This window comes from Rhodoblastus acidophilus (assembly GCF_009720655.1).
GTDB lineage: Bacteria > Pseudomonadota > Alphaproteobacteria > Rhizobiales > Beijerinckiaceae > Rhodoblastus > Rhodoblastus acidophilus_A.
Window position 1 is genome coordinate 1 of the sequence record NZ_WNKS01000015.1, and the last position, 18,365, is coordinate 18,365.

At 65.0% G+C, this 18,365-nt stretch carries 13 protein-coding genes; 8 read left to right on the forward strand and 5 right to left on the reverse strand.

The window, feature by feature from the left end; all coding sequences use genetic code 11:
- Window positions 1–379: 379 nt before the first annotated feature.
- On the forward strand, window positions 380–784 hold the full coding sequence (locus GJ654_RS14810) for a hypothetical protein (RefSeq protein ID WP_155446954.1): 405 nt from the start codon (window positions 380–382) through the stop codon (window positions 782–784).
- A gap of 71 nt (window positions 785–855) precedes the next feature.
- Here GJ654_RS14810 and GJ654_RS14815 read toward each other — a convergent pair whose 3' ends face one another.
- Genes GJ654_RS14815 through GJ654_RS14825 form a run of 3 tightly spaced genes read right to left on the reverse strand, consistent with a single transcriptional unit; the run spans window position 856 to window position 4,264 of the window.
- Entirely contained in the window at window positions 856–2,259 is a 1,404-nt protein-coding gene (locus GJ654_RS14815; protein ID WP_155446955.1) for an FAD-binding oxidoreductase, read from the reverse strand.
- Window positions 2,260–2,273: 14 nt separating this feature from the next.
- Complete coding sequence (locus GJ654_RS14820) at window positions 2,274–3,542, reverse strand: class I SAM-dependent RNA methyltransferase (protein ID WP_264586185.1); 1,269 nt, start codon at window positions 3,540–3,542, stop codon at window positions 2,274–2,276.
- Window positions 3,539–4,264, reverse strand: coding sequence for a TlyA family RNA methyltransferase (locus GJ654_RS14825; protein ID WP_155446956.1), 726 nt, complete (start codon window positions 4,262–4,264; stop codon window positions 3,539–3,541). The genes GJ654_RS14820 and GJ654_RS14825 overlap by 4 nt, the downstream gene beginning before the upstream one ends.
- A 99-nt stretch (window positions 4,265–4,363) precedes the next feature.
- Between GJ654_RS14825 and GJ654_RS14830 the strand changes: the two genes are divergently transcribed.
- Window positions 4,364–6,007 carry a hypothetical protein gene (locus GJ654_RS14830; protein ID WP_155446957.1) on the forward strand — a complete coding sequence of 548 codons (1,644 nt, stop codon included), beginning with the start codon at window positions 4,364–4,366 and terminating at the stop codon, window positions 6,005–6,007.
- A 225-nt stretch (window positions 6,008–6,232) separates the two neighbouring features.
- Here GJ654_RS14830 and dxs read toward each other — a convergent pair whose 3' ends face one another.
- A complete protein-coding gene (gene dxs / locus GJ654_RS14835) occupies window positions 6,233–8,152 on the reverse strand; it encodes a 1-deoxy-D-xylulose-5-phosphate synthase (protein ID WP_264586186.1) in 1,920 nt (639 codons plus the stop codon).
- Window positions 8,153–8,417: 265 nt separating this feature from the next.
- Here dxs and ppdK point away from each other — a divergent pair, with 265 nt between their 5' ends.
- The 3 genes from ppdK to GJ654_RS14850 all read left to right on the forward strand — a co-directional run bounded on the left by ppdK (window position 8,418) and on the right by GJ654_RS14850 (window position 13,296).
- Entirely contained in the window at window positions 8,418–11,096 is a 2,679-nt protein-coding gene (gene ppdK / locus GJ654_RS14840; protein WP_155446959.1) for a pyruvate, phosphate dikinase, read from the forward strand.
- Window positions 11,097–11,880: 784 nt separating this feature from the next.
- Window positions 11,881–12,300: a secondary thiamine-phosphate synthase enzyme YjbQ gene (locus GJ654_RS14845; protein ID WP_155446960.1), complete on the forward strand. Its 420-nt coding sequence runs from the start codon at window positions 11,881–11,883 to the stop codon at window positions 12,298–12,300.
- 63 nt (window positions 12,301–12,363) lie between these two features.
- Entirely contained in the window at window positions 12,364–13,296 is a 933-nt protein-coding gene (locus tag GJ654_RS14850) for an ArgK/MeaB family GTPase (protein WP_264586187.1), read from the forward strand.
- Here the strand turns inward: GJ654_RS14850 and GJ654_RS14855 are convergent.
- Complete coding sequence (locus tag GJ654_RS14855; RefSeq protein WP_155446962.1) at window positions 13,244–13,462, reverse strand: hypothetical protein; 219 nt, start codon at window positions 13,460–13,462, stop codon at window positions 13,244–13,246. The two genes, GJ654_RS14850 and GJ654_RS14855, sit on opposite strands and share 53 nt — an antisense overlap.
- 148 nt (window positions 13,463–13,610) lie before the next feature.
- On the opposite strand from GJ654_RS14855, the gene GJ654_RS14860 reads away from it, so the two are divergent.
- The 3 genes from GJ654_RS14860 to GJ654_RS14870 all read left to right on the forward strand — a co-directional run bounded on the left by GJ654_RS14860 (window position 13,611) and on the right by GJ654_RS14870 (window position 18,355).
- On the forward strand, window positions 13,611–13,946 hold the full coding sequence (locus GJ654_RS14860) for a DUF2946 family protein (protein WP_155446963.1): 336 nt from the start codon (window positions 13,611–13,613) through the stop codon (window positions 13,944–13,946).
- An 81-nt stretch (window positions 13,947–14,027) separates the two neighbouring features.
- Window positions 14,028–15,182 carry an efflux RND transporter periplasmic adaptor subunit gene (locus GJ654_RS14865; protein ID WP_155446964.1) on the forward strand — a complete coding sequence of 385 codons (1,155 nt, stop codon included), beginning with the start codon at window positions 14,028–14,030 and terminating at the stop codon, window positions 15,180–15,182.
- Entirely contained in the window at window positions 15,179–18,355 is a 3,177-nt protein-coding gene (locus GJ654_RS14870) for an efflux RND transporter permease subunit (protein WP_155446965.1), read from the forward strand. Before GJ654_RS14865 ends, GJ654_RS14870 begins: the two co-directional genes overlap by 4 nt.
- Window positions 18,356–18,365: the final 10 nt, after the last annotated feature.

Here is an 18,365-nt window from a genome sequence, read left to right on the forward strand (position 1 = left end):
GCGATTCATGACCACAAAGCTTAGCCTTATTGTGCGCACCAGGGAATCCGACCGAGTCATTCAGCCGGAAACCGTATCAGACGCTGAAGCCAGCGCCCCAGTCCCCCTCACCCTAACCCACACCCCGCACGCGGGGAGAGGGGACAGGCCCGTCATTGGGCGAGGCGCGCCTTACACCCCCCGATCGCAGAATTCGCGGGAGGGCAACAAAATGGCCACGCCAACGCCTTGATCTTACGCGACTTAACCGCTGCCGGGCTTGTCGAGCCTTGCGCTGAGCCGCACTGGACTCATGTCCAGAGCACAAACCCCTGACCTCAACCCAGACCATCCCAAGAGGTACGAGCCACGCGCAAGTGGCGAGCACAGGAGTAGAAGTTTGAAGGTTTTGACGATCCTCGTCGCGCTCGTCGCGACGCCGACCGCCACGATGGCTTCCGAATACGCCATCCGTTCCATGATCTCCGCCAAGGTCTCGTCCGAGATCGGCGCGCAATGGGTTCCAACGGCGTTAAAAATCGCCCAGATCGAATCCCGCATGCAGTGCAATCCGCGCGGCAACACCCGACATCACGGCGTCTTTCAGGTCGGCGATCCCCACCGTTTCGGCATCTCTCCTTCCGCCGCCCGCACCTGCGCCGGCGGCATCGCGGCGGGCGTCGCCCATATGGCCGCCTGTATCAGAATGGGCGCCGCCAACGCCCGCCAGATGATGATCTGCCACAACGCCGGCAACCCCTTCGCCCGGCATGTCGAAAGGGCCTATCGCGTCGCGCTTCGCTAGCAGCGAGACTCCCGGGCGCGCCTTCGCAGCGCGCCCGGGACCGCGTCAGAGCGGGAAGCCAATCCGACGATCTAAAGCACCTTCCCCGGGTTCAGCGTCCCCTTCGGGTCCAGCGCGGCCTTGAAGCGGCGCATCACCTCCAGCGCCACCGGGTCTTTGACGCCCGGCAGCAGGTCGCGCTTCAGCACGCCCACGCCGTGTTCGGCGGAAATCGAGCCGTTCATGCGCGTCACAACCGCATGCACCGCCTCGTTCAGCTCCTCCCAGCGCGCCAAAAAACCCGCCTTGTCGGCGCCGACGGGTTGCGTGACGTTGTAATGCACGTTGCCGTCGCCCATGTGCCCGAACGGCACGGGACGCGCGCCCGGAATTGTCTTTTCGACAATCGGCCCGGCCTCGGCCAGAAAGGCCGGAACCAGCGCCACCGGCAAGCACACGTCGTGCTTGATCGACCCGCCCTCGTGCTTCTGCTTCTCCGACAGATTTTCGCGCAGCGTCCAAAACGCTGTCCGCTGGTCGAGCGAGGCGGCGACGACCGCGTCCTCGATGATTTCTTTTTCGAACGCGGCTTCGAGCAGCGCCATCAGCTTGTCGTTGAGGCCGGCTTCGGACTGCGAGGCCAATTCGAGAAGCACATACCAGTTGTGCTCGCCCTCCAGCGGCTCGCGCGCGCCGTCCGTGTGCTGGACCACGATCTCGACGCCGAACCGCGACATGAACTCAAACGTTTTCAGGTCCGGTCCGCCCATTTCCTGGGCCAGCATCAGCAGCTCAAGGCATTTTTCCGGGCTGTCCAAGCCGACCAGCGCCGTCTCCACCGCGCGCGGGCGCGGATAAAGTTTTACAACTGCCGCCGTGATCACCCCGAGCGTGCCTTCGGAGCCCATGAACACGTGCTTCAAATCGTAGCCGGTGTTGTCCTTGCGCAATTTCGAAAGATTGTTCAGCAGCTTGCCGTCGGCCAGAGCCACTTCCAGCCCGGTGACGAGGTCCCGCGCATTGCCATAGGCCAGCACGGCGGTGCCGCCCGCGTTGGACGCCAAATTGCCGCCGATGGTGCAAGAGCCCTCGGCCGCCAGCGACAGCGGAAACAGCCGGTCCACGCTCTCGGCGGCTTCCTGGACCTTTTGCAAGGTCACGCCGGCTTCGACGATCATGGTGTTGGAGGCGGGGTCGATCTCGCGAATCTTGTCGAGCCGGTTCAGCGACAACAAAATTTGCGTGCCGGATTGATCGGTGATCTGTCCGCCGACGAGGCCGGTATTGCCGCCCTGCGGCACCACTTTCAGGCCGTGGGCGTCGGCGTAGCCCAGCACCGCAGCCACTTCCTGGGCGGAGCCGGGGCGGACGACGCAGGCCGCCTTGCCATGCCAGAGATCGCGCGGCTCGCTCATATAGCCGGCCATATCGGCGCCGACCAAAACGTATTTGTCGCCGACAATGCCCGCGAGCGCCTTGGCGATTTGCTCAGCCATTTCATCCTCAAACGTCAGCCAAGCAGGCGGCGCTTCTTCCTTTTGGCGCGCGCATCGCTGGCGAAAATCCCGATCAGCTCCACATGCGGCGAATAGAGGAATTGGTCAACAGGAATGACGCTTTCCAGCACATAGCCGCCCGCGACCAAAGTTTTTGCATCGCGCGCAAATGTTTGCGCGTTGCAGGATGCCGCCGCAATTTTCGGCACGGTGCTGCGCGCCAGTTCGCGCGCTTGCGCCTCGGCGCCGGCGCGCGGCGGGTCGAACACGACCGCGTCGAATTTTTCCAGCTCCGCCGGAAGCAGGGGGCGAACAAAAAGGTCGCGCGCCTCGCCCTTCACGCCGCGCAAACCCTGCGTGTTGCGCGCGGCGCGCAAACACGCGTTCAGCGCGGCGGCGTCGTTCTCGACGCAGAAAACGTCCGCCTTTTCCGCCAGACGCAGGGCGAAGGCGCCCGAGCCGGAAAACAGGTCGGCGCATTTTTTCGCGCCCGCGAGCGCCTCGACGACCACGGAGGTCAAAATCTCCTCCCCCGCCGCCGTCGCCTGCAAAAAGCTGCCCGGCGGCGGCGTGACCACCGCGCGTCCGGACAAAATTTCAGGCGCGCGGCGCTCGATCAGGACGATGCCGTGATTGGAAATGCGCGCGAGGTCGAGTTTTTGGGCGACCGCGACCAGAGCCTGTTCCGTATGGAAATCGAGCTTGCCGCAGCCGCGCACGTCCACGTCGAGCCCGGTTCGCGCGCCGGTGACGACGAGATCCAGCGGTTTTTCGTTCTGCGCCAGTTTTTCCGCGATCTCGCGCGCGGCGGCCACGGCGCCGGCCATTTCGGGCGCGAGAATCGGGCAGGCGTCGAGTTCAAAAATCGTGTGGCTGCGCGCCTCCATGAAGCCGACGCGGGCGCGTCCGCGAAAATCGAACCGCGCATGGAACGTGGCGCGGCGCCGACCGGCGCCCCAGGCCGCGCGCAGCGGCGCGACCTCCGCGCTCACGCCCGCGTGGCGTAAGGCGTCCACCACAAGGCCCCGTTTCCATTCGGCATAGGCGTCGGGGGCCAGCGTCTGAACGGCGCAGCCGCCGCAGGCGGAAAAATGCGGGCAGGGCGCGGCCACCCGGTCCGGCGAGGGTTTCAAAACCTCGATCAGCCGGCCGCGCTCGCCGTCGACTTCGGCCAAAACCTCTTCGCCGGGCAGGGCGAAGGGAACGAAGACGGGGCCTTTCGCCATGCCTTCGCCACGCGAAGTCAATTTGTCGATGAAAAGATGGGCGTTGAGGTCGATCACGCGCGGCGCGCTCCTAGCAAGAATTCCACATTGCCGTCGCCGCCGCAGATCGGCGAGGGGACGACGCCCAGCACGCGCCACCCCAATTCGGTGACCAGCGCCTTTGTTTTTTCGCAGACGGCGTCGCGCACACAGGCGTCGCGGACAAAACCCTTTTTGACGTGCTCCGGCCCGGCCTCGAACTGCGGTTTGATCAGGATCGCGGCCTCGGCGCCCGGCGCGGCCAAGGCGAAAACCGGCGGCAGGACCAGGGTGAGCGATATGAAACTGACGTCGCAGACCAATAATTCCGGCGCGCCCGGCAGGTCGGCGGGGGTCAGCTTGCGCGCGTCAAACTTTTCAAGCGCGGTCACGCGCGGGTCGGCGGCGATCCGCGCGTGCAACTGGCCGGAGCCGACATCGACGCAGGTCACATGCGCGGCGCCGCGCGACAGCAGCACATCGGCGAACCCGCCTGTCGAGGCGCCGACATCCAGCGCCCGTTTTCCCGCGGGGTCAATGGCGAAGGCCTCCAGCGCCGCCGCCAGTTTTACGCCGCCGCGCGATACCCACGGATACGGCGCTTCCGCCTCGATCCGCGCGGCGTCCTCCACCGGCTCGGACGGCTTTCGAACCAAAACCCCGTCGAGCCGCACCAGCCCGGCCTCGATCGCCTCGCGCGCCTTGGCGCGGCTCGGGAAAAAGCCCCGGGCGACCAGAGCCAGATCGGCGCGCTGGGTCATGAGAAATTGTCCTTGGGGATCGGGCGAAAGCGGGGCTTGTCGAGCGCGAGGAGTCCTGCGCCTATCACATCGGGACGCGCGAGAGAAGCGGCGGGGCGCATGGACGACACATCGGACAAGATCGCGGTTCGGACGTTTCGCCAGATTCTGTTCTGGCCGTTGCAGCTCATGCCGCTGTCCGCGCCGCGCGCGCAACATTGGCACGCCTTGGAGGATCATTCCGACTGGATGCTGCTGGAGGACGATTTTCCCTCCGACGTCGCGCGCTACCGCGAGCGCCATTACCGCGAATTCGTCGCCTTCCTGCCCCACGTCCAGCGTTTTCTCTATGGCGAGCGCTGCGGCGGCGCGGCGAGCTATGGCGAGTCGCCGCTGCGGATCTATCGGCGAAAAAACATTTCCGCCGTGCGGGTGCGCGCCCCGGACGAGACGGAAAGCCGCACCTTTCGCGTCAAGCACGCCGACGTCTACTTCTTTTTCGACGCCGATGTGATCATCCCCGTGATCGAAATCTGGGCCGACGACATCGACCTCGATGTCGCCCTGGACACGATGAACCGGTTCGGGCGCGCTTATCCTTCGGGTTGGGACGAGCGCGGCGATCCCGCCAATTGTTTCGACAGCGTCGAATGGCTCGACGCCCAGGGGCAGCCTCTCGCCCAGTCCGATCTTGGCGACAAGGAGCGGTTCTATTCGGCGGTCGTCAGCGAACAGGTGGTGGAGATCGGCGCCCACTGGGACTATTTGCTGCGTCCGATGCGGCTCAACCGCGCCGGGGTGAAGGCGCCGGTGCGCTACCGTCCCCTGGAGTTCCATCGCATGCCGCTGATGGCGTTCCTCGCGGTGGACGATCCCCTGCGCCTCACCCGCGCGGAATTCGTGCGCCTCGCCTATTCCGCCGCGCCCGGCCCGCGCGCCGCCCTGCCGCTCTCCGGCGCCTTTCTCGAAGATTTCGAGAAGAACCATTGCTACGACCGCTACTTCGACCCCGAGCGCAGCGAACCCGACTGGCTCAACATGCGGATCATGTGCACGGCGCAGGCCCTGGTCATGGTCGGCCGCGCCGGCGATCCCGCCTATGCCGACCCCGAGCGCGGCTATCTCGGCCAGTTCCGCCACCAGTTCTTCATGCTCGGCATGATCGCGCATTTTCATCGCGCGGCGGTGTTGATGATGTCGAACCGCCTTGTCGAGGTCATCCGCAGGCTCGATCCTGGCGACGGCCGCACGGTCGCGCGGTTCCGCCGCGACATCCGCAACCTCTCGGCCGGCTTCCTGCGCTTCACCCACCGCTATTATTTCTCCGAAGTCTCGGACCAGGCGGTGCTGCGCGACATTTTTCGGCTGTGGTCGACGCAACTCGGCACGGCCGCGCTGTTTCAGGAGTTGCGCGACGAGGTCAACGACGGCGAGGGGTTTATGGAAGCCGACCTGTTGCGCCGGCAGGCCGTGACCATTCTGCAACTCACCGTCGTCACCATGCTCAGCCTGATCGGCACGGTCACCACCGGTTTTTTGGGAATGAACATTTTTGGCTATGCCGAACTGCCGGCGTGGGATCGCTTCCTGATTTTCTTGGCGGTGTTCATTCCGATCACGTTCCTCACCTTCTACACGGTGATGAAGTCGCGTCGGCTCGCCAACTTCCTCGATTTGCTTGGCAATGAACGGGCGAATTGGAAAATGCGCTTCAAGGCGCTGGCCAATGTCTGGCGCCGCGGCGAGGGGGATTTTGGGGAGTGACCGCGCGCGCCTTCTCCCCTTGCGGGAGAAGGTGGCCCCGAAGGGGCCGGATGAGGGGTTCGTCTCTTCAAGACCCAGCCGAACTGCGGGGTGCGTCGCCCCATACGGTTTCCGCAAGTTCGCTTCGCGATCCGCGAAAACGAAATCGCGAGGAAATCCTCCAGGCGAAGGGCGGATTTTCGCAATCGTATCATCCGTCTCCCGCAAGGGGAGAAGGGCAAAGCCTCAGACCGTCGCCGCCTCGACCGGCGTCTTCCCCAGCACGTTCAAAACCTTGGCGACGATGCCCGCCGCATCCAACCCGGACTTGGCGTAAAGTTTTTCCGGGCTGTCGTGGTCGAGATAGACGTCGGGCAGGACCATGGCGCGGGCCTTCAGCCCACGGTCGAGGAAGCCGTCCTCGGCGAGCTGCTGCATCACGTAAGAGCCGAAGCCGCCGATGGAGCCTTCCTCCACCGTGATCAGCGCCTCGTGCGACGAAGCGAGCTGGCGCAACAGTTCAACGTCCAGCGGCTTGGCGAAGCGGGCGTCGGCGACCGTCACCGAAATCCCCTGCGCGGCCAGTTGATCGGCGGCGTTCAGCGCCTCGTAGAGACGCGGACCCAGGGTCAGGATGGCGACCTTCTCGCCCTGGCGGACGATGCGGCCCTTGCCGATTTCGAGCGGAACGCCCTCTTGCGGCATCTCGACGCCAAATCCGTCGCCGCGCGGATAGCGCAGCGCGATCGGGCCATTGTCATAGGCGACGCAGGTCGCGACCATGTGCACCAGCTCCGCCTCATCGGCGGCGGCCATGATCACCATGTTCGGCAGGCAGCCCAAAAAGGCCACGTCGAACGAGCCCGCATGGGTGGCGCCGTCGGCGCCGACCAGACCGGCGCGGTCGATGGCGAAGCGCACCGGCAGCTTTTGCAGCGACACGTCGTGCATCACCTGGTCGTAGGCGCGCTGCAGGAAGCTGGAATAGATCGCGCAAAACGGCTTCAAACCTTCCGCCGCGAGGCCGGCGGCGAAAGTGACCGCGTGCTGCTCGGCGATGCCCACGTCAAAGGTGCGATCCGGAAAAACGTGCTCGAACAGGTCGACGCCGGTGCCGGTCGGCATGGCCGCGGTGATGGCGACGATCTTCGGGTCCTTTTCCCCCTCCTTGGCCAGCGACTGGCCAAACACTTTTGTGAAAGACGGGGCGTTGGCCTTGGGCTTGATCTGCGCGCCGGTGACCACGTCGAACTTGTTGACGCCGTGGTACTTGTCCTTGGCGGCTTCGGCGGGCGGATAGCCCTTGCCCTTCTGCGTGACCACGTGCAGCAGCACGGGGCCGCCCGGATCGGCGTCGCGCACGTTTTTCAGGACGGGCAGCAGGTGGTCGAGGTTATGGCCGTCGATCGGGCCGACGTAGTAAAAGCCGAGCTCCTCGAACAAGGTGCCGCCGGTGACATAGGTGCGGGCGTGCTCGACGGCGCGGGTGAGGGCGCGATCGACGCTCTTCGGCAGATGGGCGGAGAGATGCTTGCCCACATCGCGCAGTTTCAGGAAATTTTTGTCGGACGACAGGCGGGCGAGATAGGACGACATGGCGCCGGTCGGCGGCGCGATCGACATGTCGTTGTCATTGAGAATGACCGTCAGCCGTGACTGCATGGCGCCGGCGTTGTTCATCGCCTCATAGGCCATGCCGGCGGACAGCGAGCCGTCGCCGATGACGGCGATCACATGATTGTCGCGTTTCAGCAGATCGCGGGCCACCGCCATGCCGACGCCAACCGAGATCGACGTGGAGGAGTGTCCGGCGCCAAAGGGATCGTATTCGCTCTCGGTGCGCTTGGTGAAGCCGGAGAGGCCGCCGCCCTGGCGCAGGGTTTTGATGCGGTCGCGGCGCCCGGTGAGGAGCTTGTGCGGGTAGGCCTGGTGTCCCACGTCCCAAATCAGGCGGTCGTCCGGCGTGTTGAAGACGTAGTGCAGCGCCACGGTGAGTTCGACCACGCCGAGGCTGGAGCCAAGGTGCCCGCCGGTGACCGACACCGTGTCGATCGTCGCGCGCCGGACTTCGTCGGCCAAGGCCCTGAGGTCGCTCTCCGGAAGGCGGCGCAGATCGGCGGGGATTTTCACCCTGTCGAGCAGGGAGTATTTCGTCAAATCAGTCACAGCACTCAATATCTCACGGGCTCGGGGAGCCAGGGCGAAAGGCTGCTTTACACGCAACCGGCCGCTGGGGCAATGAATCCCATGCAAGTTTGTGATGCGTGCGGTCCAGTCACGCTTTAGCCCTTTTGATTAGGAACACCTTGACGCGCCTGCGCCGGGCGGTATTCATCCTGTTGGTTCCCGTCAGGGAGGCGGAGAACCAGCCCGCGGACCATTCAGCTTCGCGTGGCGTCAAACTTTTGTCGTACGCTAAAGGAAAACAAAAATGGCGAAATGGGTTTACTCGTTTGGCGACGGCAAGGCCGAGGGCGCCAGCGCAATGAAGAATTTGCTCGGCGGAAAGGGCGCCAATCTGGCCGAAATGGCCAATCTCGGCCTGCCCGTGCCGCCCGGCTTCACCATTTCCACGGAAGTCTGCACCTATTATTACGCCAACGGCCATACCTATCCCGACGATCTGAAGGCGCAGGTCGAGGCGGCGCTCGCCCAGGTCGGCGCGCTCACCGGCCACGTGTTCGCCGACGCCGCCAATCCGCTGCTGGTCTCCGTGCGCTCCGGCGCGCGCGCCTCGATGCCGGGCATGATGGACACGGTGTTGAACCTCGGCCTCAACGACGTCTCGGTCGAGGCGATGTCGGCGTCGTCGGGCGACCCGCGCTTCGCCTGGGACAGCTACCGCCGCTTCATCCAGATGTATTCCAACGTGGTCATGGACATCGACCACCACAATTTCGAGGAAATCCTGGAGCTCTACAAGGACCGCAAGGGCTACAGCCAGGACACCGACCTCAACGCCAACGACTGGACGCAGGTCGTCGACGGCTACAAGGACGTGGTCAAGCGCGAGACCGGCAAGGATTTCCCGCAGGACGCCCGCGAACAGCTCTGGGGCGCGATCGGCGCGGTGTTCTCCTCCTGGATGAACCAGCGCGCGATCACCTATCGCCGCCTCCATGACATTCCCGCAAGCTGGGGCACGGCGGTCAACGTCCAGGCCATGGTGTTCGGCAATATGGGCGACACCTCCGCCACCGGCGTCGCCTTCACCCGCAACCCCTCGACCGGCGAAAACGCGCTCTACGGCGAGTTCCTGATCAACGCCCAGGGCGAGGACGTGGTTGCGGGCATCCGCACCCCGCAGAACATCACGGAAGCCGCGCGCATCGGCGCCGGCTCCGACAAGCCGTCGCTGGAATCGGCGATGCCGGTCGTTTACGACGAATTCGTCCGCGCCACGCAATTGCTGGAAAAGCATTATCGCGACATGCAGGACATGGAATTCACCGTCGAGCGCGGCAAATTCTGGATGCTGCAAACCCGCAACGGCAAGCGCACCGCCAAGGCCGCGTTGCGCGTCGCGGTGGAAATGGCGAATGAAGGCCTGATCACCCGCGAAGAGGCGATCGGCCGCATCGAGCCGAACTCGCTCGACCAGCTGCTGCACCCCACCCTCGACCCGAAGGCGCCGCGGAAAATCGTCGCGACGGGCCTGCCGGCCTCGCCCGGCGCCGCCTGCGGCGAAGTCGTGTTCGATTCCGACGAGGCCGAGGCGCTCAAGGCCGGGGGGCGCCGCGTCATCCTGGTGCGCGTCGAAACCTCGCCGGAGGACATCCACGGCATGCACGCCGCCGAGGGCATCCTCACCACGCGCGGCGGCATGACCTCGCACGCCGCCGTGGTGGCGCGCGGCATGGGCAAGCCCTGCGTCTCCGGCGCCGGCTCGATCCGCGTCGATTACGCCACCCAGACCTTCACCGCCTCCGGCCAGACGTTCAAGAAGGGCGACATCATCACCATCGATGGCGCCAACGGACAGGTGATCGCCGGCGAAGTGCCGATGCTGCAGCCGGAACTGTCCGGCGAATTCGCCATCCTCATGACCTGGGCCGACGGCGCGCGGCGGCTGAAGGTGCGCACCAACGCCGACACCCCCGCCGACGCCCGCATCGCCCGGCAATTCGGCGCCGAGGGCATCGGCCTGTGCCGCACCGAGCACATGTTCTTCGAGGAATCGCGCATCATCGCGGTGCGCGAGATGATTCTCGCCGAGGAGGAGACCGGCCGCCGCGCCGCGCTCGCCAAGCTGGAGCCGATGCAGCGCGGCGATTTCGCCGCTTTGTTCGAGATCATGCAGGGCCTGCCGGTCACCATCCGCCTGCTCGATCCGCCGCTGCACGAATTCCTGCCGCACAAGCCGGAGGAAGTGGCGGAGGTCGCGGAAGCCACTGGAATCAGCGCGGAAAAACTCAAGCGCCGCGCCGACGAGTTGCACGAGTTCAACCCCATGCTGGGCTTCCGTGGCGTGCGCCTCGCCGTCGCCTATCCCGAGATCGCGGAAATGCAGGCGAAGGCCATCTTCGAGGGCGCGATCGAAGCGCAGCAAAAGACCGGCGTCGCCGTCACCCCCGAGATCATGGTGCCGCTGGTGCTGTCGAAGCGCGAATTCGACATGGTCAAGGCGCGGATCGACGCGGTGGCGGAATCCGTGTTCAAGGCCAAGGGCGTGACGCTGCCCTACCATGTCGGCACCATGATCGAACTGCCGCGCGCGGCGCTGCGCGCGGGCGACATCGCGGAGACGGCGGAATTCTTCTCCTTCGGCACCAACGATCTCACGCAGACGACGCTCGGCATTTCGCGCGACGACGCCGGCTCCTTCCTCGGCCCCTACGTCCAGAAGGGGATTCTGGCGCACGACCCCTTCGTCACGCTCGACCAGGAGGGCGTGGGCGAACTGGTGGCGCTGGCGGCGGAGCGCGGCCGCAAGACGCGCCCCGGCATCAAGCTGGGCATTTGCGGCGAGCACGGCGGCGATCCCGCGTCGATCGATTTCTGTGAACGCACCGGGCTCGACTATGTCTCGTGTTCGCCGTTCCGCGTGCCGATCGCCCGCCTCGCCGCCGCGCAAGCGGCGCTGCACAACGGCGGCGCCACCACGGCCTGACGCAACGCTCCCAACGTCATGCCCGGGCTTGTCCCGGGCATCCACACCAGCCCGCGAGGCGAAGCGACGACTTCACGACGCATGATCCGCGTGAGCCCCAAAAGGCCCCCACTCCAGTAGCCCTCATGGTGAGGAGGCCGCCGCGAGGCGGCCGTCTCGAACCACGAGGGCGGTCCACGGGCGCCAAACCCGCCATTTTGTGAAAAGTGAAAACGAATCCCCCACCCTTGACAAACGTCCAAAAGTTGTTCCTGTTATGTTCCACGTGAAACGTTTTTGCGTAACCTTTTGATTTAAGAGGCATTTGTTCGAGCGACCGCCGCCCGGCCGCCGCATCGCCGTCCCAACAACCCCGGAGTTGCACGCGCAAAAACCGACGTGTTTTGCGCGGTTTTTGCGCGAAAATGCAGAAAAACACACGGTTTGTGATCACTTTTCGCGAGTCGAATTCAACCCTGCGTAGAATTTTTGCAAAATCGACGGGTCGCCCGGGGGTGCGGAGGGCGCCAAAAAAAAACCTCAAATCCCGTTCGCCGGCCCCCCGCCTCGTGAATGATACGGTTTCCGCAAGATCGCTTCGCGATCCGCGAAAACGAAATCGCGCGAAAATCCTCCAAGCGAAGGGCGGATTTCCGCGCGAACGGAATACGATTTCCGAACTGATCGTTCGGAAATCGTATGAAATGGCCGAGGCTGACCCTTGCTGGCACGGCGCCGCATTAGCTGTTACGTCTGTCCAGCGTGACTGCGTTCACCGAGGCCAGCGAAGCTGCGGGGAATATTTATGCGCCAAAGCCAAAAAGTCCTGACGCTCAAAACCAAGGGCCCGGGCCTCTATGAATTCACGCCCGAAGCCCGCGCGTTTCTGCGCGGCGCGCACCTGCGCCTCGGCCAACTCACCATTTTCTGCCGGCACACCTCGGCGTCGCTGCTGATCCAGGAAAACGCCGACCCCTCGGTGGTGGACGACCTCAAAACCTTCTTCAGCCGGATCGCGCCGGAGGGCAGGGGGCTTTATGTCCACGACACCGAAGGCCCCGACGACATGCCGGGCCACATCCGCGCCGCGCTGACCCAGACCACGCTCGCCATCCCCTTCGCCGATGGCGAACTGGCGCTGGGGACGTGGCAGGGGATCTATCTTTTCGAGCACCGCCGCGCCGCGCACCACCGCGAAGTCGTGCTGCACGCGCTCGGCGAATAGGGCGCTTTTCAACGCGCGCTTTTGCCATTACCGAAGCGGAACATTTTGCGCAGAGGTTCCGTCGTGCCGCCCTTTCCCGATCTCCAAACCATCGCAGCCGGCGGCAAGCGCGGCCTGTCCCGCGCCCTCGCCCTGGTCGAAACCCACGAGGGCACGGCCGAACTCGCCACCCTCCTCGACGCCGCTCTCGCCCAAACCCGCGCCCACACCTCCGGCCTCACCGGCCCCCCCGGCGTCGGCAAATCCACGCTCACCAACGCCCTGCTGCGCGACTGGCGCGCGCGCAAAGAGACGGTGGGGGTGATCGCCGTCGATCCCTCCTCGCGGCGCACGGGCGGCGCGCTGCTCGGCGACCGCGCCCGCATGGCCACCGACCCCGAGGACCAGGGGGTTTTTGTCCGCTCCATGGCGGCCCGCGACCGGCTCGGCGGCCTCTCCGACCAGACCGTGGCCGCCAGCGTCCTTTTTCGCGCTTTCTATGACCGCGTGCTGATCGAAAGCGTCGGCATCGGCCAGTCCGAGGCCGATATTTCCTTTGCGGTCGATACGGTGATTCTCTGCGTTCAGCCCGGCTCCGGCGACAGCCTGCAATTCATGAAGGCGGGGGTGATGGAGCTGCCCGACATTGTCGTGGTGACAAAAGCCGACATGGGCGACGTCGCCCAGCGCGCCCGCAACGAGGTCGAAGGCGCGCTCACCCTGTTCGAGCGCGACGACGACTGGCGCGTGCCGGTGATCCTCGCCTCCGCGACCCACGGCGCCGGCGGCATGGTGGAGCTGCACAAGGCGCTCGCCGACCACCGCGCCTGGGCCGAACGCACAGGCGCGCTCAAGGCGCGCCGCGCGATCCAGCAACGGGCCTGGGTCGACGAATCGATTCGCGCCCGTTTCGGGACCGAGGGGTTTTTTCGCGCCAAGGCGATGACGGCGGAGGGCGGTCCTTTCACCCGAGAGCTGACACTTGCGCGGGAGCTGAGCCGACGGCTTGAAGGGTGAGCGCCTCCGCCATCGCCTCTTCGGTCTCAGCGAACGGCTGACGAACCGCCGCCATGGCGTCGATTTCGCGCAGCCGCTCCTCCAGCGCCAGCAATCGGCAATAAAGCTCGAAGATTTCGCTCCGGGTCAAACCACGCTGCGCCTCATGATCGGACAAAATTTCCATGGCGATGCGCCCTCGGTTTGATTCGCTCGGGAAGCGAGGCTAGGCCAAGATGACGGTAGGTCAACCTCCGGAAACCGCGGAGGCGGTCCTTTGACGACACCCCGCCGGCCTTCATGACAACGGCCGCGCCAGGCGCTATGATGCGGCAATGGCGAATTGGCTGCGTCTCATCGTCTCTGTTCTGGCTCTCGTCGGTCTGCTGGCCGCGGGAGCGGGCGGAGCTGTCGCCAAAAACGCCCACCAGTGCTGTCCCGAAACGGCGTCCATGACCATGGACGATCACGCCGCGGGCGGTGGCGACCATCATCGCGCCCTGCCGGATTGCTGCGTGTTCGGCGCCTGCGCGGTCCTGCCGCCGGCTCCGCCGCCGACCGCCTCCCTTGCGGCGCCGGCCGTTTTCGCCGAAGCCAGAGCGGCCGTTCTGGATGACGCGGGCCCCCCAAGCCGCTCGCCCTCTCCCGATCTGCGACCTCCCATCGCCTGAAGCCGTCCAACGCCGCGCCCCGACCGGGCGCGAGCGGCGCGTCTTCATGTTTGAGGCCGGTCAGCCGGCCGGGAGTCCAAAATGCCATTTTATCGCCTGACGGGCGCGCTCGCGCTCGCGGCTGTCCTCGCCTGCGCGGGCATGGCCGCCGCCGAGGAGGCCGCGCAAAAGCGCATCCTCTACTACCGCAATCCCATGGGCCTCGCTGACACCTCCCCGGTTCCCAAGAAGGACGGCATGGGCATGGACTACATCCCTGTTTACGAGGGCGAGGACGATGAGTCCGCGATCAGAATTGCGCCCGGGAAACTGCAACGCACAGGCGTGCGCACAGAGCCGGCGACCAGCCGCACGCTGGCGACAAAAATCCGCGTTCCCGGGACGATTCAGCTGGACGAGCGCCGCATCACCCTGGTGTCCACCCGCGCCACCGCCTTCATTGAACAGGTCGCCGAGGTGACGACGGGCGAGCGGGTGAAAAAGGGCCAGGCGCTGTTCCGCTTCTATTCGCCGGAAATCGCCTCGGCCGCCGCGCAATATTTTGCAAATCCCGGCTTTGAAGGCGCGCGACGCCGGCTCGACGTGCTCGACGTGCCCGCCGAGTTCATCACGGAGATCGACCGCGCGCGCAAAATCCCGCTGAGCCTGGACTGGCGGGCGCCGCGCGACGGCATCGTCTTCGAGCGCAACGCGTTTGAGGGCATGAAGGCCGAGCCGGGCCAGCAGCTTTTCAAGATCGTCGACCTGCAAAAAGTCTGGGCGCTGGTCGATGTCGCCGAACGCGATTTTTCGCGCATCAAGCCGGGGCAAAAGGTTGTGGTCCAGGCGCGCGGGATGCCGGATCGGGTTTTCAACGGCGTCGTCGGCCTCGTCTATCCGCAAATCAACAAGGACACCCGCACCGCGCGCGTGCGCGTAGAACTGCAAAACCCCGAACTTGCTCTGCGCCCCGACATGTATGTCGACGCCGAAATTTTTTCTGGCGACGACGGCAACGTCATCGCGGCGCCCGAAAGCGCGGTGATCGACTCCGGCGCGAAGCAGCTTGTCCTGATCGATCTGGGCGAGGGGCGTTTCGAACCGCGCGAGGTCAAGCTGGGCCGGCGCGGCGAGGGCTTTGTCGAAATCCGCGAGGGGGTGGCCGAGGGCGACAGGCTGGTGACCTCGGCGAACTTTTTGATCGACGCCGAAAGCAATCTGAAGGCGGCGCTGAAAAATTTCGGAGATTCGAAATGATCGGCCGCCTCATCGCCTGGTCGGCGCGCAATCTCGTGCTGGTCTTCATCGCCACGGCGTTTCTGGTCGCCGCCGGGATTCATGCGGTGAAGACTCTGCCGCTCGACGCGCTGCCCGACCTCTCCGACGCGCAGGTGATCGTCTATACCGAAGTCCCGGGACAGGCGCCGCAGGTGGTCGAGGATCAGGTCACCTATCCGCTCGCCAGCGCCATGCTCACCGTGCCCAAGTCAAAAGTGGTGCGCGGCTTCTCCTTCTTCGGCGTGTCCTTCGTCTACATCATTTTTGAGGACGGAACCGACCTCTACTGGGCGCGCTCGCGCGTGCTCGAATTTTTGGGCGCGGCCGGCAAAAAACTCCCGGCAGGCGTAACGCCGACGCTGGGGCCAGACGCCACCGGCGTCGGCTGGGTTTTTCAGTACGCCGTCGTCGCAAAGGAGATGACGCTCGCGGAACTGCGCTCCTTGCAGGACTGGACGCTGCGCTACGGCCTCGCCAAGGCGGAAGGCGTGGCGGAGATCGCCAGCGTCGGCGGTTTTGTCAAGCAATACAATGTCGTGGTCGATCCGAGCCGGCTCAAGGCGCTGAACATTCCGCTGCAAAAACTGCGCGACGCCATCCGCGCCAGCAACACTGATGTCGGCGGTCGCAGCGTCGAGCTTTCGGAATTCGAATTCATTGTTCGTGCGCGCGGCTATTTGCGCGGCGTTGCGGACCTCGAACAGATCGTGCTGAAGGCGGACGGCGGCACGCCGCTGCTGCTCAAGGATGTGGCGCGGGTCGAGATCGGCCCCGACGAGCGGCGCGGCATCACCGAGTTGAACGGCGAGGGCGAGGTCGCCAGCGGCATCGCCCTGCAGCGTTACGGCGCCAACGCCCTCAGCGTGATCGAAAACGTCAAGGCGACGCTGGCGCAACTGGCGCCGAGCCTCCCCAAAGGCGTCGAAATCCTGCCGGTTTACGACCGCTCGCAACTTATCCACGCCGCCATCGAGACGCTGAAACACACCCTTGCCGAGGAAAGCCTGATCGTCGCGCTGGTCTGCATCGTCTTTCTGCTGCATGTGCGCAGCGCGCTGGCCGCCATCGTCATGCTGCCGGTCGGCGTGCTCATGGCCTTCGCCGCGATGAAAATTTTGGGCCTCAGCTCCAACATCATGAGCTTAGGCGGCATCGCCATCGCCATCGGCGCCATGGTGGACGCCGCCATCGTCATGATCGAGAACGCCCACAAGCATCTGGAGCGCGCCCCGCCCGAAAAACCGCGCCTCGAAATCGTCATAGAGGCGGCGACCGAGGTCGGACCGGCCCTGTTTTTCAGCCTGCTGGTGATCACCGTTTCGTTCCTGCCGATCTTTTCGCTGGAGGCGCAGGAGGGGCGGCTGTTCAGCCCGCTCGCCTACACCAAAACCTTTGCCATGGCGGCGGCGGCGTTCCTGTCCGTCACCCTGGTTCCGGCGCTGATGGTGGTGTTCGTGCGGGGAAAAATCGTCGCGGAGTCAAAAAATCCGATCAACCGATTCCTGATCTGGATCTATCGACCGGTCATCCGCGTGGTCTTACGCGCACGCCTCGCCACGATCCTGCTGGCCGTGGCCATCCTCGCCGCAACCGTGATTCCCGCGCAAAAAATCGGCAGCGAATTCATGCCGACGCTGAACGAAGGCACGCTGCTTTACATGCCGACGACGCTGCCGGGCCTGTCGGTGACCAAGGCGGCGGAACTGCTGCAAACGCAGGACCGCATCATCAAGAGTTTTGCCGAGGTCGAGAGCGCCTATGGCAAGGCGGGGCGCGTCAACAGCGCCACCGATCCGGCGCCGACAGAAATGTTCGAGACGGTGATCCAGCTTACACCCAAGGCGCAATGGCGGCCGGGCCTCACCATCGACAAACTGATCGCGGAGATGGACGCGGCGCTGCAATTCCCCGGCGTTTCCAACGCCTGGACCATGCCGATCAAAGGCCGGCTCGACATGCTCTCGACCGGCATCCGCACCCCGGTCGGCGTCAAAATTTTCGGCCGCGATCTCACCGAGATCGAGGGACTGGCGCGGCGGGTCGAAAGCGTGCTCAAAACCGTGCCGGGAACGTCGAGCGCCTATGCCGAGCGCATCATCGGCGGCTATTATCTCGAAGTGATTCCCGACCGTTCCGCGCTCGCGCGCTACGGCCTGATGATCGGCGACGTGCAGGACGTGATCGCCGCCGCGCTTGGCGGCGAGACGGTGACCACGACGGTCGAGGGGCGCGAACGCTACGGCGTGAACATCCGCTATCCCCGAGATTACAGGTCGTCGCCGCAGGCCATCGCCGACGAGGTTTTGATCCCCTTGCCGAATGGCGGAACCACGCCGCTCGGCGACGTGGCCAAGGTGCAATTGGCGCGCGGCCCCACCTCGATCCGCACCGAAAACGGCCAACTCGCGGCCTATGTTTTCGTTGACGTGCGCGACCGCGACATCGGCTCTTACGTCGCGGAGGCCAAGGCGGCGGTGGCGAAATCGATAACATTCCCTCCCGGCGCCTATGTCACGTGGAGCGGGCAGTACGAATATATGGAGCGCGCGGCGGCGAAGTTGAAACTCGTGATCCCCGTCACGCTGCTGCTGATCCTGCTGCTGCTCTATCTCAACTTCCGCAGTTTTGTCGAAACCCTGATCGTGATGGCCTCGCTGCCGTTCGCGCTGGTGGGCGGCGTCTGGCTGATGGCGTATCTCAACTTCAACATGTCGGTGGCGGTCGCGGTCGGCTTCATCGCGCTCGCCGGCGTCGCGGCGGAAACCGGCGTGGTCATGCTGATCTACCTCGACCACGCGCGGCGCGAGCTGATGATCGCGCGCGAAAAAGAGGGGCGCCTGTTCACCCGCGAAGACCTGCATCGCGCCATCATGCTCGGCGCCGTCGAGCGCGTGCGCCCGAAGATGATGACGGTGGCGGCGATCATGGCCGGCCTCTTGCCCATCCTGTGGAGCACGGGCGCGGGCTCGGAAGTCATGCAGCGCATCGCGGTGCCGATGATCGGCGGCATGGTGTCGTCCACGCTGCTGACGCTCGTCGTCATTCCGGCGATCTACGATCTCGTCAAGGGTTTTGGTTTGCCGCGTGAAAACAACGCGGCGGCCGAAAAAACCGTCCCGTCTCAGCACAGCGGTCCCATCGCCGCCGAATAGGAGAAGCACT

Bases quoted from the DNA above. Each gene is read 5' to 3' on its own strand.
- GJ654_RS14815 (WP_155446955.1), bottom strand. From the start codon at position 2,259: ATGGCTGAGCAAATCGCCAAGGCGCTCGCGGGCATTGTCGGCGACAAA.
- GJ654_RS14825 (WP_155446956.1), bottom strand. From the start codon at position 4,264: ATGACCCAGCGCGCCGATCTGGCTCTGGTCGCCCGGGGCTTTTTCCCG.
- GJ654_RS14830 (WP_155446957.1), top strand. From the start codon at position 4,364: ATGGACGACACATCGGACAAGATCGCGGTTCGGACGTTTCGCCAGATT.
- ppdK (WP_155446959.1), top strand. From the start codon at position 8,418: ATGGCGAAATGGGTTTACTCGTTTGGCGACGGCAAGGCCGAGGGCGCC.
- GJ654_RS14845 (WP_155446960.1), top strand. From the start codon at position 11,881: ATGCGCCAAAGCCAAAAAGTCCTGACGCTCAAAACCAAGGGCCCGGGC.
- GJ654_RS14855 (WP_155446962.1), bottom strand. From the start codon at position 13,462: ATGGAAATTTTGTCCGATCATGAGGCGCAGCGTGGTTTGACCCGGAGC.
- GJ654_RS14860 (WP_155446963.1), top strand. From the start codon at position 13,611: ATGGCGAATTGGCTGCGTCTCATCGTCTCTGTTCTGGCTCTCGTCGGT.
- GJ654_RS14865 (WP_155446964.1), top strand. From the start codon at position 14,028: ATGCCATTTTATCGCCTGACGGGCGCGCTCGCGCTCGCGGCTGTCCTC.
- GJ654_RS14870 (WP_155446965.1), top strand. From the start codon at position 15,179: ATGATCGGCCGCCTCATCGCCTGGTCGGCGCGCAATCTCGTGCTGGTC.